Source organism: Tsukamurella sp. II2bb (assembly GCF_057815145.1).
The window spans coordinates 1-15,728 of the sequence record NZ_JBYPZI010000007.1; the positions used below are offsets into that span (position 1 = coordinate 1).

The 15,728-nt window shown below is 71.5% G+C and carries 12 protein-coding genes; 8 read left to right on the forward strand and 4 right to left on the reverse strand.

What is annotated here, in order from left to right:
• Positions 1–11: 11 nt before the first annotated feature.
• On the reverse strand, positions 12–1,088 hold the full coding sequence (locus AC21LY_RS16020) for a hypothetical protein (RefSeq protein ID WP_489047549.1): 1,077 nt from the start codon (positions 1,086–1,088) through the stop codon (positions 12–14).
• Positions 1,089–1,225: 137 nt separating this feature from the next.
• Between AC21LY_RS16020 and AC21LY_RS16025 the strand changes: the two genes are divergently transcribed.
• The gene (locus tag AC21LY_RS16025) at positions 1,226–1,630 is read left to right on the forward strand and encodes an NUDIX hydrolase (RefSeq protein WP_489047550.1); all 405 of its coding nucleotides are present in this window, start codon (positions 1,226–1,228) and stop codon (positions 1,628–1,630) included.
• Complete coding sequence (locus AC21LY_RS16030; RefSeq protein ID WP_489047551.1) at positions 1,627–2,784, forward strand: winged helix-turn-helix domain-containing protein; 1,158 nt, start codon at positions 1,627–1,629, stop codon at positions 2,782–2,784. Before AC21LY_RS16025 ends, AC21LY_RS16030 begins: the two co-directional genes overlap by 4 nt.
• Here the strand turns inward: AC21LY_RS16030 and AC21LY_RS16035 are convergent.
• Both AC21LY_RS16035 and AC21LY_RS16040 read right to left on the reverse strand, forming a co-directional pair.
• Positions 2,772–3,575 carry a Fic family protein gene (locus tag AC21LY_RS16035; RefSeq protein ID WP_489047552.1) on the reverse strand — a complete coding sequence of 268 codons (804 nt, stop codon included), beginning with the start codon at positions 3,573–3,575 and terminating at the stop codon, positions 2,772–2,774. The two genes, AC21LY_RS16030 and AC21LY_RS16035, sit on opposite strands and share 13 nt — an antisense overlap.
• A gap of 9 nt (positions 3,576–3,584) precedes the next feature.
• The gene (locus AC21LY_RS16040) at positions 3,585–5,120 is read right to left on the reverse strand and encodes an ABC-F family ATP-binding cassette domain-containing protein (RefSeq protein WP_489047553.1); all 1,536 of its coding nucleotides are present in this window, start codon (positions 5,118–5,120) and stop codon (positions 3,585–3,587) included.
• 477 nt (positions 5,121–5,597) lie between these two features.
• On the opposite strand from AC21LY_RS16040, the gene AC21LY_RS16045 reads away from it, so the two are divergent.
• The 4 genes from AC21LY_RS16045 (at position 5,598) to AC21LY_RS16060 (ending at position 10,318) form a co-directional block, all read left to right on the forward strand.
• Entirely contained in the window at positions 5,598–6,899 is a 1,302-nt protein-coding gene (locus AC21LY_RS16045; RefSeq protein ID WP_489047554.1) for an ROK family transcriptional regulator, read from the forward strand.
• Positions 6,900–6,998: 99 nt separating this feature from the next.
• Entirely contained in the window at positions 6,999–9,053 is a 2,055-nt protein-coding gene (locus tag AC21LY_RS16050) for a serine/threonine-protein kinase (RefSeq protein ID WP_489047555.1), read from the forward strand.
• Positions 9,053–9,652: a DUF6319 family protein gene (locus AC21LY_RS16055; protein WP_489047556.1), complete on the forward strand. Its 600-nt coding sequence runs from the start codon at positions 9,053–9,055 to the stop codon at positions 9,650–9,652. Before AC21LY_RS16050 ends, AC21LY_RS16055 begins: the two co-directional genes overlap by 1 nt.
• Positions 9,653–9,661: 9 nt before the next feature.
• Positions 9,662–10,318, forward strand: coding sequence for a nitroreductase family protein (locus tag AC21LY_RS16060; protein WP_489047557.1), 657 nt, complete (start codon positions 9,662–9,664; stop codon positions 10,316–10,318).
• Between the two features lie 27 nt (positions 10,319–10,345).
• On the opposite strand, the gene AC21LY_RS16065 is transcribed toward AC21LY_RS16060, so the two are convergent.
• Positions 10,346–11,560, reverse strand: coding sequence for a TetR/AcrR family transcriptional regulator (locus AC21LY_RS16065; protein ID WP_489047558.1), 1,215 nt, complete (start codon positions 11,558–11,560; stop codon positions 10,346–10,348).
• 156 nt (positions 11,561–11,716) lie between these two features.
• Between AC21LY_RS16065 and AC21LY_RS16070 the strand changes: the two genes are divergently transcribed.
• A complete protein-coding gene (locus AC21LY_RS16070; RefSeq protein ID WP_489047559.1) occupies positions 11,717–12,928 on the forward strand; it encodes an acetyl-CoA C-acetyltransferase in 1,212 nt (403 codons plus the stop codon).
• Between the two features lie 32 nt (positions 12,929–12,960).
• Positions 12,961–15,153: a 3-hydroxyacyl-CoA dehydrogenase NAD-binding domain-containing protein gene (locus AC21LY_RS16075; RefSeq protein ID WP_489047560.1), complete on the forward strand. Its 2,193-nt coding sequence runs from the start codon at positions 12,961–12,963 to the stop codon at positions 15,151–15,153.
• Positions 15,154–15,728: the final 575 nt, after the last annotated feature.

Consider the following 15,728-nt stretch of genomic DNA (forward strand, 5'->3'; position numbering starts at 1 on the left):
CCGCGCCGGGGTCAGGCCGCGCCGGACCCCGCGCTCGCGGGTGCGGCAGCGGCGGGCTCCGCCGCGGGCTGCGCGTCCGCCGGCTGGGCACCGGCCGCGGACGGGGCCGGATCGGCGGCCGGGGCCGGGGCGGACGCGTTCCCGGTCCGCCCGCCCAGGGCATCGCGGATGGTGCCGGTGACCCCACCGGCAGCGTCCCGCAGGTCGCCGGTCACCCCGCGGGCGGCATCACTCGCGGGGGCGGGGTCGGCGTTGGTCGCCCCGCCGGCGGGTGCCCCGCTCGGCGCCGAGGCGGGCGCGGCGACCGGGGCCGCGGCACCGTCGTTCCCGGAGGGCGCCGCGCCGGACGGGGCGGCACCGTCGGGCTGCCCGACGGTGCCCGTGGGCAGGAACCGGGCCACGTCGGCGGCGGAGCCGAGCGGCGGGGGCGTCTGCGTGGCGCCGGCGGACTGCGCGGCGATGGGCTGGTTGCCCCAGTAGATGCCCAGCACCGGGATGTTGAAGTAGCCGCTGGCCCAGCCCGGGGTCAGGTGGATGCCCTCGTTGATCCCGATGGTCAGCTTCGGCATCACCCAGGTGCCGCCGGCGGCCAGCAGGCCGAACGGCAGGGCGATGCTGCCGGCGGTGTTGATCTGCTCGGTGAAGTTCCAGTTGTTCACCGTGAGCGTGTTGCCGAGGGTGATGCCGCCGCTGCCGAACGGGGAGTCGATCGCGTCGTTGGTGGAGATGTTCCAGGTCCCGGACGTCGGAGAGCTGGGCGACCACGAGTTGTAGATGTTCCCGCCCGCGTCCGCCCAGTACCCGTTGACGCCGTAGACGAAGTTGGCCCAGCCCTGGCCGCCGGTGACGTTGACCGGATAGAACTGCGGGACCCACACCACGCTGTTCCACGACCAGGCGCCGATCTCGGCGAGGCCGCCGCCGATCCACAGGCCGCTGGTGATCAGCTGCGACAGTCCCGCGACCGCTCCTGCTCCGCCGGCTGCAGCGGCCGGGGCGGCGGGCATGAGCCCGGCACCGGTCACCGTGATCGCCGCGGCGGCCGTGGCCACCGCCGCGCGCCGACGCAGCGAACCGCGACCACCCATGTCTTGAGTGCACGCCGTTGTAGTCATTGATTCCTCCAGAGATATTCGTTCGAACGCCCTCGGCGTTCCGCGTCACGGTATCCGAGGCGGCGTAGCGGCCGGACGGACTTGTCGGTGCCCGCCGATAGGGTGACGGCATGGACGTGCTGACGGTGGCGGCGGTGTGTTTCCGGGACGAGGCCGGGCGGGTGCTCACGGTGCGCAAACGCGGCACCGACGCCTTCATGCTGCCCGGCGGCAAGTTGGAGCCGGGAGAGGCCGCGATCGACTGCGCGGTCCGGGAGATCGACGAGGAGCTGGGCGTCGCCCTCACGACGGACGATCTGACCCACCTCGTCTCCTGGCGCGGCCCCGCCGCGAACGAGGCGAACACCGACATCGAGTCCACCGTCTTCGCCACCGACCTGCGCGTGTCGCCGCGCGCCGCGGCTGAGATCGCCGAGGCACGCTGGCTGGACCCGGCGGATCACGGCGGCGTGACCATCGCCCCGATGCTCGCGCAGTACCTCTTCCCACGCCTCGCGGGCACGCCCAGCGCATGAGGATCAGCCAGCCGCAGGCCCGCCGGATCGCCCTCGCCGCCCAGGGCTTCGAACCCGGCTTCGCGGGTACATCGACGCCGACGATGCGGCAGGTGCAGAAGACCATCGATCGCCTGGGGCTCATCCAGATCGACAGCGTCAACGTGGTCACCCGCAGCCAGTATCTGCCGCTCTTCGCCCGGCTCGGCGACTACGACACGGCGCTTCTCGACCGCGCCCGCGACCGGGCGCCGCGGCGGCTCGTCGAGGCGTGGGCCCACGAGGCCTCGCTCGTCCCGCCTGAGACCTGGCCGCTGCTGCGGCACCGTCGGACCTCGGCCCGGGCGGCCGCGCGGTTCGCGAGTTACGAGGCTCGCAATCCCGGCCAGCTCGACCGGCTGCGCGCCGAACTCGCCGGGCTGCCGCCCATCACCGCCCGCGCCCTCGAAGCGCACCTCGAGCACGACCAGGTCGTGGAGAAGACGCACTGGGGCTGGAACTGGTCGTCGGTGAAGGAGGGGCTGGAGGTCCTCTTCCACACCGGCGAGGTCACCAGCGCGGGCCGCACCAGCCAGTTCGAACGGCTCTACGCCCCGACGTCCGCGGTGCTGGGCGAGCTCGCGGAGCGCGAGATCCCCGACGAGGAGGCCTACATCGAGCTCATGCGGCAGTCGGCGCGGGCGCACGGCATCGGCACGCTGCGCTGCCTGCGGGACTACTTCCGGCTGTCCACCGCGCAAGCCGCACCCGCCGTCGAGAAGCTGGTCGCCGCGGGCGAACTCATCCCGGTCGAGGCGGACTGGTGGGCCGGCACCGTCTACCTGCATGCGGAGGCCAAACGCCCCCGGGCGATCGCGGCGCGGGCGCTGCTCTCGCCCTTCGACCCCGTGGTGTGGCAGCGCGAGCGGGCCGAGGCGCTCTTCGACTTCTTCTACCGGATCGAGATCTACACGCCGAAGGAGAAGCGGGTGCACGGCTACTACGTGCTGCCCTTCCTGTTCGGCGACCGGATCGTGGCGCGCTGCGACGTGAAGGCCGATCGCGCCGCAGGCGAGCTCCTGGTGCACGCCACCACCTGGGAACCCGGCGGCCGGGACGCGGAGTCCGAGGCGGCGTTGGAGAAGACCGTCGCCGAGATGGCCGGCTGGCTGGGGCTCGACGGCTACCGGCTCTGACCCGCGGGCTCCGTGATCGCGGTGAAGACGCGGAACAGGGCGTGCGCGTCCGGGCGGTAGTGCCCGTAGTCGGGGGCGGACCGGCGGGAGGCACCGTCCCACTGCTTCTTGGTCACTGCGGCGAAGTCGAGGCGGTACCCGTGCCGCGCGGCTAGGAGCTGCAGCAGCGTCTTCGACGAGCGGCCGTTGCCCTCGCGGAACGGGTGCGCGCAGTTGAGATAGGCGTACGCCTCGGCGAGATGGTGCGCGTACCCGCGGCGGTCGAGGTGGCGGGCGGGCTTGCGGAGGATTCCGGCGGCGTCGCCGAGGTAGCGCTCGATCCATGCGGCGCGGAAGGTCTGGTGCCGCAGGTCCATGTCGTACCGGCGGAGGACGCCCGCCCACGGGTAGATCGCGCCGAACAGGGCGCGGTGGATCGCGACCAGGTGGTCACCGTCGAAGGTGGCGGGCACCGCGATCAGCCCGGTCTCGACGCCGACCTGCTGCGCGGTTCCCACCTCGAACTCCAGCTGCCGCAGCGCCCGCGCGTCGCGGATCCCGAACCGATTGCGCAGGGTCCGCGTGCCGGGATAGACGGTCTCCGGGAAGTCCGACGGCACGTCGACACAGTCGGGGGCGCCGATCTCGGTGGCGGACCGCCGGGCCCGTGTGATGGCGTCGTCGATGTATCGCTCCAGGGAGACGGCACCGTCGGCCACCGCGACGAGCCGGTCCACGTCGAGCCGGGTGGGTTCCCAGCCCTCGAGCGCGCTGTTCGCGATGGCCCCGCGCAGCACCTCGGCCCGGTCCATCCCGGAAGCCTATCGAGCGACCCGCACCTCGCGCGTCAGGCCGAGCAGGTCGAGGAAGGCGCGATCGTGCGAGATCACGACCAGCGCGCCAGTCCACTCCCGCAGCGCCGCCACCAGCAGCTCCACCGACGGGACGTCGAGGTTGTTGGTCGGCTCGTCCAGGGCCAGGAGCGACGGTGCCGGGTCCCCGAGCAGCGCGATCGCCAGCGCCAGTCGCAGTCGCTCGCCGCCGCTGAGCGTGCTCACGATCCGCTCCGACTGCCGGCCCCGGAAGAGCATCCGGGCGAGCGCGGCATGGGCGTGCTGCGCGTCGAGATCGGGATGCGCGTCACGCACCGCGTCGAGCAGTGCGCCGTTCTCGGCGGTCCCGAACCGCACGTCCTGCGGGACGTAGCCGATCACCGTCGGCGGCTCCGCGGCCCGCGCGGCGGCGATGGCGCGGCGCAGCACCGTCGTCTTGCCCGCCCCGTTGGGTCCGACGAGCGCGACCCGCTCCGGGCCCGCCACCTGCAGCGGGCCGTCGTCGAGCTGGAGACGGTGCAGGCCGGGGCCGGGCTCGGGCATCGCGATGCGGACGGCGCGATCGTCGCGGACGCCCTCCTTGGCGGAGTCCAGGGCGTCCCGCGCCGCGTCGACGCGACCCTCGTGCAGCCCGCGGTGCTTGCCGGCGGAGACCTCGGCGGCGTTCTTCCGCAGGCCCGCGATGATCTTCGGCACCCGCTTCTCGGCCTCGGCCTTCGCCGCGAACCGCGCGCGACGGTCCAGCTTGACCTGCGCCTCCACCAGGTCGCGCCGCTGCGCCTTGAGGTCGACCTTCGCCGTGGTCACGGCCTGTTCCGCCGCCGCCTGCTCGGCGTCGAGCACCTCGCGGTAGTGCGAGTACGGGCCGCCGAAGACGCGGACCGCGCCGCGGTAGAGCTCCACGGTGGTGTCCATGCGTTCGAGCAGCGTCAGGTCGTGGCTGACCACGACGGCCGTGCCGCCGAATCGCTCCAGCGCCTCTGTGAGCAGGCCGCGGGCCCGCTCGTCGAGGTTGTTGGTCGGCTCGTCGAGCAGCAGGGTGTCGGGCCGGCGCAGCAGCCGGCCGGCGATGGCGAGCAGGGTGGCCTCGCCCCCGGACAGCGTCCCGACGGTGCGGTCCAGGGCCCCGAGCCGCAGGCCCAGGCCGTCGAGCACGGCGGTCGCGCGTTCCTCGACGTCCCAGTCGTCGCCGACGGCCTCGAAGTCCTCGGGAGCGGCCGAGCCGCCCTCGATACGGCGCAGGGCGGCGACGGTGCCGCCGATGCCGAGGGCATCGGCGAGCGTGTCCTCGGGCCGGGATTGCGGGTGCTGCGGGACGTAGCCGACGACGCCCGCGCCGCTCACCGAGCCCGATGTGGGCGTGATCAGGCCGGCGAGGACCCGCAGCAGCGTGCTTTTCCCGGCACCGTTGGCCCCGACGAGCGCGGCCCGCCCCGCCGGGATGGTGAAGCTGAGGTCGTCGAAGACGGTCGCGCCGTCCGGCCAGGTCAGGGAGAGCGCGGAGACAGCGAGAGAGGTGGCCATGAGTGCTCCTTGAGGTCGTCTTCGGTCGCGCGGCACGGATGGTGCGGCAGCGGGGGCAGGGACGGCTCAGGACAGCATGGCCACCATCCTAGATTCCGACCCCGACGCGGCGCCACCGATTATTCGAGCGCCGGCAGGAGCGCCGGCAGGGTGGGGAACCGCCGGTTCGCACCGGTCTCGGTGTGATCTGCGTCCCACTCGGGGCGGTCGGGCTTGTGCGCAGTTGAGCATGTGGTGCTACTTTCAAATCATGTCCGGGAGTCTTGAGGCCCATCTGCGCGTCGGTTATGAGACCGTCGCGCTGGGTTGCCGTCTCCCCATGGTTCGCGTGCACTGTCGAATGTGTTGCTGCTGAGCGTTCCGCTCGCATCCGCTGGAGGTCCTGATAAGGGGCCGATCCGTTCGACAACTCCATCTTCACGCCGGCGCCCGGGAAAGCTCCCGTAGGTCGCGGCGTACGCACACCTTCGAGGAATCATGACCGTCGTTGATCTTCCTGCCGTCACCCCTGCCGCGACCCGCGCCCCGCAGTCCCGTGTGACTCGGCCGCGCAACCCGCTCGTCCGCCCCGCCGCCGTCGAGCGTCAGGCGCGCACCGCCTCGCCCGCGCGGGTCTTCCCGCCCCAGCTGCGCGTCTCGGAGAAGCCCGCCGCCGCCGTGCTGCGGGTGATCCGACGGGGCGGCCTCGTCCTGCGCGACGAGATCGTTCGCGAGACCCAGCTCTCCGCCGCCACCGTCAACCGCCAGGTCACGGCCCTGATCGAGGCCGGGCTGGTGCGGGAGCGCGCCGACCGCGCCGCCAGCGGCGTCGTCGGCCGCCCGCGCCTGCCGCTCGAGGTCGACCCGAACGGCCCCCTCGCGCTGGGCATCCACATCGGTTTCCGGGTGAGCACGGTGACGATGCACGACGTGGCCGGCAAGGTCGTCGGCGCCATCCAGATCCCCACGCCCGAGAGCGGCGAGCCCGGCGAGGTGCTGTCGGTGATCGCCACCAGCGCACGGCGTTTCCTCGCCCGCTGGGACGGCCGTACCGTGCTCGGTGCGGGTATCGCCATCGGCGGCCGCGTCGACGACCGGGGCATCGTCGCCGATCATCCCCGGCTCGGCTGGAAGGACGTCGCTCTGGGCGAACGCCTTTCGGGCGCGATCGGCCTGCCCGTCACGGTCGCTCCGCACGTCGAGGCGATGGCCGCCGCCGAGCTGCACCTCTCCGAGGAGTACGAGTCGCAGGGATCAACGCTGTACTTCTACGGCCGCGAGACCGTCGGCGTCGCGCTCGCGCTGCACGGCGCCGTGCACTCGCCGAAGTCGGGCCCGCACACCATCGGCCACCTGCCGACGCGGAACGTCGAGCTGCTCGACCCGAAGCGCACCGGCCGGCTCGAGGACGCGGTGACCGATACCGCCGTCGTGGACGCCGCACGCGCGCAGAAGCTTCCGGTGCGCACCATCGCCGATCTGCACAAGCTGGCCGACGGCGGCAACGCGACCGCGCGGGCCATCGTCGCCGAGCGCGGCCGGGTACTGGGCGAGGCCGCCGCCCTCGTGGCGGACATCTTCAACCCCGACCGCCTGATCCTCGGCGGCCAGGCCTTCACCGACCACACCGCGATCCTCCCGCACGTCTCGGCGGCCCTGAAGGCCACCTCGGCCGAGCCCTCCCGGTCCGTGCGGGTCAGCGGTGCCGGTGGTCGCGTCCAGCAGCAGGCCGCGGGGGCCGCCGCGCTCGACGGTGTCTACACCGACCCGCTGGGCGCCGTCTCCCGCGCGATCGCGTAGTCGCCGGCCGACGAGCCGCCAACCCCACGTTAAGCCGCGCGCAACCTGCATCGCGGTAGATTCGTACCGCTGTACATGTGCGGGAGCGGAGGCAAGTTCGTGGCGTCGGAACCAGGTGAATCGATCGCGGGGTACGTGATCGAATCGGTACTCGGTACCGGAGGCATGGGCACCGTCTACCGTGTGCGGCACCGCACGCTGCCCCGCTCCGTCGCCCTGAAGGTGCTGCAGACCCAGCTCTCGGCGGATCCGTCGGTGCGGGCGCGGTTCGACCGCGAGGCGGACCTGATCGCGGGACTCAAGCACCCGCACATCGTGGACGTCTACGACCGCGGCGAGTCCGACGGGCATCTGTGGATCGCGATGGAACTGGTCGAGGGCGGCAACCTCGCCGAGACGGTGCAGCGGGAGGGGCCGTTCAGCCTGGACCGCACCGTCGCCGTGATCGAACAGGTCGCCGACGCGCTCGACTACGCGCACCAGCACGGCATCCTCCACCGCGACGTCAAGCCCGCCAACTTCCTCGTCGATCGCGGCCGCCGGGGCGAGCAGGTCAAGCTCGCCGACTTCGGCATCGGCGCCGCGCAGACGGAGGTCGGGCAGCACACGCAGGCCGGCACCGTCGTCGGCACGCTCGCCTACACCGCGCCCGAGGCCCTGCTCGGCCACCCCGTCGACCCCCGTGCCGACGTCTACTCCCTGGCCTGCGCCACCGTCGTGCTGCTCACGGGCGCACCGCCGTTCACCACGACCATCTCCGGTCAGCTCATGCTGGCGCACATCAGCCAGAACCCGCCCAGCATCCGGCTCAAGCGTCCGGACCTGTCGCCGGAGATCGACCATGTGCTCGGCCGGGCGATGGCGAAGAACCCCGCGGACCGGTTCGCCACCGCGGGGGAGTTCGCCGACGCGCTCTCCGCCGCCGCCCGCCGCATGTCGGGCGCCGCGGGGATGGCCCCGCCGATGGCACCGCACGGCGCGAACTGGCAGGGGACACCGTCGAATCCGGCTCTCGCGACGGGATTCCACCGGGCCGGGCCGCCCTCGCCCGCGCCCGGCCTGCAGGGCCTGCCGCCCGGGGCGCCGACGGGGCTGCTCGGTCCCGCCGGGCCCGGGCAGCGCGGTCCGGGAGGGCCGACGGGGCCGAGCTCACCGTCGATGCCCGTGCCGGGTGGTCCGAAGGGCCGTAAGCGGCTTCTCATCGGCGGCGCCGCGGCGCTGGTCGTGGTGCTCGCGATCGTGCTCGGCGTCGTCCTGCTCCGCGGCGGAAGTGACGGCGACGGACCGGCGCTGGATGCGTGGAGCCCGCGCACCATCACCGACATCAACGGCACGACGGAACTGAAGGACCGTCCGCAGCGGATCGTCGCGCTGGGCACGGGCGATGCGGAACTCGTCGCCGCCCTGGGCTTCGACGTGGTCGCGGGCGCGAACGGCCCCAGGTCCGAGCTGCCCTCGTGGGTCTCCGCCCTCGCGAACACGCCGTCGGCCGGCACCGCCACCAACCCGGACCGCGCGGTGATCGAGAAGGCGAAGCCGGACCTGATCATCGACACCGATCCCACCGCGGCGGACAAGGTCAAGGACCTCAAGTCGCTCGCCGGCGGCCGGGCCATCGCGGTCACCAAGGAGGGCAGCGGCGGCTGGACCTGGGAGGAACAGCTGGCCTACATCGCGGAGGCGCTCGGCGCGAAGGACCGGGCCGAGGCGGTCAAGCGGACCTACCAGAACCGCATCACCGAGCTCCGCACCGCGCACCCGGAGTTCTCGGGCAAGAAGGCCGACGTGGTGCACTACGACGGCACCGCAACGAGACTGGCATCGAAATCCGTGAACGCGTTCCAACTGCTCGGGCTGCTCGGCTTCTCCACGCAGACCCCCGTCGACGGTGCGGGGGCGTGGATCACGCTGAGCTCGAGCGACCTCTACAAGGCCGTCAGCAGCAGCACGGTGGACCGGGCGGTGGTGGCACGTACCGACGCCGCGGGCGGCAACGGCGGCTTCGACGGGCTGCCCTCGTCGCTGATCTACGGCGTGCCGATCATCATCGTGGACAAGACGAACGGCGTGGAACCGCTCCTGTACGGCGGGCCGCTCGCCCTCGATACGATCGCGTCCACGGTTCTTCCGGCATTGACGAAGGGAGTCAAGTGATGGCGGAGCAGACCTTGACCGACGAGGACCTCGCGCGCTACGCCGCGGCGCTCGCCGAGGGCAAGAAGCCGCTCGTCTACCTCGTCGAGGCCGTGCCGAGCCTGGGGCTCGCGGCGGGAGCCTCGGCGCGGATCGTCGAGATCGACGGGGACGCCGTCACCGTCAAACCGACGGGCGTGGACGACCGATTGCCGTACGAGGCACGGGAACTGCGGGCCACCAAGCAGCCCAAGCCGGTCAAGCGGGCTCCGGCGAGGGCGCCGTCGGGCGGCGCCTCGGCGAAGACGGCGGGTCGTGCGGCCCGGTCCGTGGCGATCACGGTGTACGTGGGCGCCGACAACACGGCCTCGCTCAAGGTGACCCGCAACGCGCAGAAGCCGCAGGGTGCGCAGGAACTCCCGCTCGCCGCCGTGCACAAGGCGCTCGCCGGCCTGGGCGACAAGGAGGCGCAGGCCGTGGTCGACGATGTGCTCGCCGCGGCCCGCGACGCCGCCGCCGACCGAGTCGCGGCGCTGCAGGCCGAACTCGCCGCGGCGAAGAAGTCGCTCGCCACGCTCGATCGGGTCAAGCGCGGAGGGGCGCCCGGCCGCGGTCGCTAAAGTCGAGACATGACCCTCGATTTCCCGCACCTGGATCTGTCCGCCGACGAGGTACTGACCACCACCCGGTCGGTGCGCAAGCGTCTCGACCTGGAGCGGCCGGTGCCGCTGGAGGTCATCACCGATGCGCTGGAGGTGGCGCTGCAGGCGCCGTCGGGCAGCAACGCGCAGGGCTGGCACTGGATCGTGCTGACCGATCCGGAGCCCAAGAAGATCGTCGCGGACTACTACCGCAAGTCCTACTTCGCCTACGCCGAGGCCGGCGCGGCGGCCCGCGCCGCAAAGCCGCCGAAGGACCTCGAGACCGCGGAGAAGGTGGCCTCCAGCGCCACCTACCTCGCCGAGGTGATGGAGCAGGTGCCCGCTCTGGTGATCGGCGCGATCCACGTGCCCGGCGGCGAGCTGCCCGCGGGGAACCAGGCCGGTGTGTGGGGTTCGCTGCTCCCCGGCGCGTGGAGCCTGGCGCTGGCACTGCGCGAGCGCGGACTGGGATCCGCCTGGACCACACTGCATCTCGAGTACGAGCGGGAGGTCGCCGAGGCGCTGGGCATTCCGGCGAACATCCGGCAGGGCGTCTTGCTGCCCGTCGCGTACACGAAGGGCACCGACTTCAAGCCCGCCAAGCGGGCGCCGCTGGAGACGGTGCTGCACGTCAACGGCTGGTAGCCGCTGCCGCACGGCGCGGGATCGCGGTCAGATGCCGAGGGCGGCGTCCATGAGGGCGACGAGCTCGTCGTGGAAGCGCGGCCGGCTGCGGAGGCGGCGGGTGCGGGCGAAGTCGTTGGCGATGGTCATCGCGGCGCCGACGGCGATGCGGGCCCCGGCCGGGTCGAGCGCGCCGCCGGCACCGCCGGACGGGTTTGCGGCACCGTCGGGCGCAGCGGCGAGGAGCGCCACCCAGCGCGCCACGTACGCCTTCTGCGCGGCGAGCAGGGCCTCGCCGCCGGACTCGATGACCACCTCGCGCCCGACGGTGAAGGCGACGGCGAGGTCCGTCGACACCACGAGGTTGGCGGCGTAGGACCGGACCAGGGCCCGGAGCTCGGCGCGGGGGTCACCGTCGGACATCCCGGCCGCGCCGATGACGCCGATCTCGAGCGCGGCGCGCGCCCGGGCGACGATGCCCACCAGGATCGACCCCTTGGACGGGAAGTGCCCGTACACGCTGGGGCCCGAGATCCCGACGGCCGCACCGATATCGTCCATGCTGACCGCGCTGTAGCCGCGGGAGAAGAAGAGCTGCGAGGCGGCGTCGAGGATCTCGTCGGTGCGCAGGACGGGGGCGCGCGGCGCGGGCGGGGCGGGCAGGACGGGCGCCGTCGACGGTGCCGCGCGCAGCACCCGCCGCGCGATCGTCTCGAGATCGCCGCGGTACCGGCGGATGCCGATGCGGCCGCGGCTGGGCGGCACGGACCCGCCGACGGCGAGTACCGCCCAGGTGAGCACGCGGGCGTCGTCATCGGTGAGCTCGGGGTGGTCGCGGCGCAGCACCTCGGTCCACGAGCCGAGCACGGATTCGCTGGCGGCGATCATCTCCCGCGCCTGCTCGGCGGTGAGGTGGCGGCGGTTCCAGCGCCACAGGGCCAGCGGCCCCGGGCGGGAGACGGCCATCGCGAAGACGGCGGAGGAGAGGTCGTCGAAGGTGACGCCGGGGCGGGCGAGCACCTGCGCGGTGGTCTCGGCCATCTCGTCCACGGCCGAGCGCATCGCCGCGGCGAGGATGGCCTCCTTGTCCGGGAAGTGCCGGTAGACGCTGGGCCCGCTGATCCCCGCTGCGCGCGCGATGTCGGAGACCGAGACCTTGCCGTAGCCCTGCTCGAGGAACAGCTCGGTGGCGACGTCGACCAGCTGTCGACGCCGCTCGGCGGGGCGTAGACGGGTGCCCGCGGGGCGAGAAGTTGTTCCCATGATTAACGTCACGATAGCCGATCGCAGCGCGTGTGTATGAACTTCCACCAGCTGATCTAGCAAATTAAGCTACAGACGGTTAGCCTGTAGGAGTGACAGGCTCCATGGCATCCGCGGAGGCTGGAAACACCTTCTTCGAAAGGACGGGAAGACCAAGTGTCTGACGCATTCATCTACGAGGCGATCCGTACGCCGCGTGGCAAGCTCAAGGGCGGCTCGCTGACCGCCATCAAGCCCACCGACCTCGTGGTCGGCCTGATCGACGAGATCAAGGACCGCAACCCGGAGCTCGATCCCGCGTCGATCGACGACATCGTGCTCGGCGTGGTCTCCCCCGTGGGCGAGCAGGGCGCCGATATCGCCCGCACCGCCTCCATCGTGGCCGGCCTGCCGGACACCGTCGCGGGTGTGCAGATCAACCGCTTCTGCGCCTCGGGCCTCGAGGCCACCAACATCGCCGGCCAGAAGGTCGGTTCCGGTCTCGGTGACGACCTCGTCCTCGCCGGTGGCGTGGAGTCGATGTCCCGTGTGCCCATGGGCTCCGACTTCGGCGCGCTGTTCTACGACCCGCAGTACAGCTACGACAACTACATCGCGCCCCAGGGCATCGGTGCCGACCTGATCGCCACCATCGAGGGCTTCTCCCGCGATGACGTCGACCAGTACTCCGCCGAGTCGCAGGAACTCGCCGCCAAGGCGTGGGACGAGGGGCGTTTCGCCAAGTCGGTCGTCCCGGTCAAGGACCAGAACGGCCTCGTCGTGCTCGACAACGACGAGCACCGTCGTCCCGGCACCACCGCCGCCGACCTGGGCAAGCTGCGCCCCGCGTTCACCGTGGTCGGTGAGATGGGCGGCTTCGACGCCGTGGCGCTGCAGCGCTACAACACGGTCGAGAAGATCAACCACGTCCACACGGGCGGCAACAGCTCGGGCATCGTCGACGGTGCCGCGCTGGTCCTGGTGGGCAACGAGGCCGGCGGCAAGAAGGCCGGCCTGACCCCACGCGGCCGCATCGTCGCCACCGCGTCGACCGGTGCGGACCCGACGATCATGCTGACCGGCCCCACGCCGGCCACCGAGAAGGTCCTGGCCAAGGCGGGCCTGACCAAGGACGACATCGACGTCTGGGAGCTCAACGAGGCCTTCGCCTCCGTGGTGCTCAAGTGGATGAAGGACTTCAAGCTCGATCGCGAGCAGGTCAACGTCAACGGCGGCGCCATCGCGCTCGGCCACCCCCTCGGCGCCACCGGCGCCATGCTGGTGGGCACCGTGCTCGACGAGCTGGAGCGCACGGGCGGCCGCTACGGCCTGATCACGCTGTGCATCGCCGGCGGCATGGGCTCGGCCACCATCATCGAGCGCATCTGACGCCCGCCGGAACAACAGGAGACTCACGAACAATGTCTGACAACATGATCCGCTGGGAGAAGGACGCCGACGGCATCGTCGTACTGACGATGGACGACCCGACCAGCTCCGCGAACACCATGAACGAGCTCTACGGGCGGTCGATGCGCGAGACCGTCGACCGGCTCGAGGCCGAGGCCGAGTCGATCACCGGCGTCGTCATCACCTCCGCGAAGAAGACCTTCTTCGCCGGCGGCAACCTGACCGAGATCCGCAAGGCCACGAAGGCCGACGCGCAGAAGGTCTTCGACGAGCTCCAGGAGATCAAGAAGGACCTCCGCCGCCTGGAGAAGCTGCCCAAGCCCGTCGTGGCCGCCATCAACGGCGCCGCGCTCGGCGGCGGCCTCGAGATCGCCCTCGCCGCCAACCACCGCATCGCCGCGGACGTCAAGGGCAGCAAGATCGGCCTGCCCGAGGTCTCGCTCGGCCTGCTCCCCGGTGGCGGCGGCGTGACCCGCACCGTCCGCATGCTCGGCCTGCAGGGCGCGCTCATGGGCGTGCTGCTCCAGGGCCAGCAGATGGCCCCCGCCAAGGCCCAGAAGACCGGCCTGGTGAACGATCTGGTCGGCACCGTCGACGAGCTGCTCCCGGCCGCGAAGGCGTGGATCAAGGCCAACCCCGAGGGCGGCGTGCAGCCGTGGGACGTCAAGGGCCACCGCATTCCCGGCGGCTCGCCCATCGACAAGACCCTGGCCCCGAACGCCCCCGCGTTCCCCGCCAACCTGCGCAAGCAGCTCAAGGGCGCACCGATGCCGGCGCCGGAGGCCATCATGGCCGCCGCGTTCGAGGGCACCTACGTCGACTTCGACACCGCCCTGGAGATCGAGTCGCGCTACTTCACCAAGCTGGCCACCGGTCAGGTGTCGAAGAACATGATCAAGGCGTTCTTCTTCGACCTGCAGACGATCAACGGCGGCGGCTCGCGCCCCGACGGCTACGAGAAGTACACCGCCAAGAAGGTCGGCGTCATCGGCGCCGGCATGATGGGCGCCGCGATCGCCTACGTCTCCGCGAAGGCCGGCATCGAGGTCGTCCTCAAGGACATCGACATCGACGCCGCCAACCGGGGCAAGGACTACAGCGTCAAGCTCGAAGAGAAGGCGCTCGCCAAGGGCCGCACCACCAAGGAGAAGTCCGACGAGCTCCTCGCGCGCATCCACCCCACCGTCGATCCGCAGGACTTCAAGGGTGTCGACCTGGTGATCGAGGCGGCGTTCGAGTCCGTCGAGGTCAAGAACAAGGTCTTCCAGGAGATCGAGGACATCGTCGAACCCGACGCCATCCTCGGCTCCAACACCTCCACCCTGCCGATCACCATCCTCGCGGAGGGCGTCAAGCGCCAGGAGGACTTCATCGGCATCCACTTCTTCTCCCCCGTGGACAAGATGCCGCTCGTCGAGATCATCCGCGGCGCCAAGACCTCCGACGCGGTACTGGCCAAGGTCATCGACTACACCCTGCAGATCCGCAAGACCCCCATCGTGGTCAACGATTCGCGCGGCTTCTTCACCTCCCGCGTCATCGGCACCTTCATCAACGAGGCTCTCGCGGCGATCGGTGAGGGCGTCGATCCGGTGTACCTGGAGCAGGCGGGCCAGCAGGCCGGTTACCCGGCCGCGCCGCTGCAGCTGGCCGATGAGCTGACGCTCACGCTGATGCAGAAGATCCGCCTCGCCACCGAGACGGCGCTCAAGGCCGAGGGCAAGGAGGTGCCGCAGCACGGTGCCTTCGCCGTGGTCGACTGGATGGTCGAGAACGGCCGCCCGTCGAAGAAGGACGGCGCGGGCTTCTACGACTACGCCGACGGCAAGCGCACCGGCCTGTCGAAGGGCTTCCAGGAGCACTTCAAGTCGGGCTCCGTGAAGCCGGACTTCGCCGAGCTCCAGGAGCGCATGCTCTTCATCGAGTCGATCGAGACCGTCCGCTGCTTCGACGAGGGCGTCATGGACTCCGTCGCCGACGCCAACATCGGCTCGATCTTCGGCATCGGCTTCCCCGCGTGGACCGGCGGTGTGCTGCAGTACATCAACGGCTACGAGGGCCGCCCCGGCACGCCCGCCGAGGGCCTCACCGGTCCGAAGGCCTTCGTCGAGCAGGCGAAGTTCCTGGCCGGCAAGTACGGTGCGCAGTTCGAGCCCCCCGCCTCGCTGGTCGCCAAGGCCGAGGCCGGCGAGACCTACGAGTAGGTCGCGCCAGGCGCATCCGCTGAACTGAAAGGTCCGGCATCACCCATGGGGTGCTGCCGGACCTTTCGTTTCGCGGGCGCCGCCGGAAAGGCGGGCGCTCGATGGCGCAGCCCATGCGCACGACGCATGGCCTGCGTTCATGCAGGTCAGGGGTGTTTTTTCTGAGGGCTGCCATGCGTGCGACGCATGGGCAGAGGATCTGCCAGGCGGCTGCTCCCCGTTGGGCAGAGATGGGGCGGTCAGACGATAGCCGCGCGAGGCGCAGGCACGCGGCCGTCGCATGGGTGGGGGGAGTCGGCGTGTGGTGGGGGGATCGGCGTCGCGTGGGGGACGGCCGAACCCGCACCCGACGAACGGCGCCGGGTGGGGGACGAAACGAGAGATCCGCCCTTCGGTGCAGCGCGGGGGACGACGGCGCTGCGGGGCGGATGACGGTGCCGCGCGGGGGACGACGGTGCCGAGCGCGCGGGTGGGGACGATCCTGGGCTTCGGCCATGCGGCGGACGCATGGCCTTCGGCACAGAAAGGGTTATTGACCTGCGTAAACGTGGGCTATGCGTGATGCGCATGGCTTT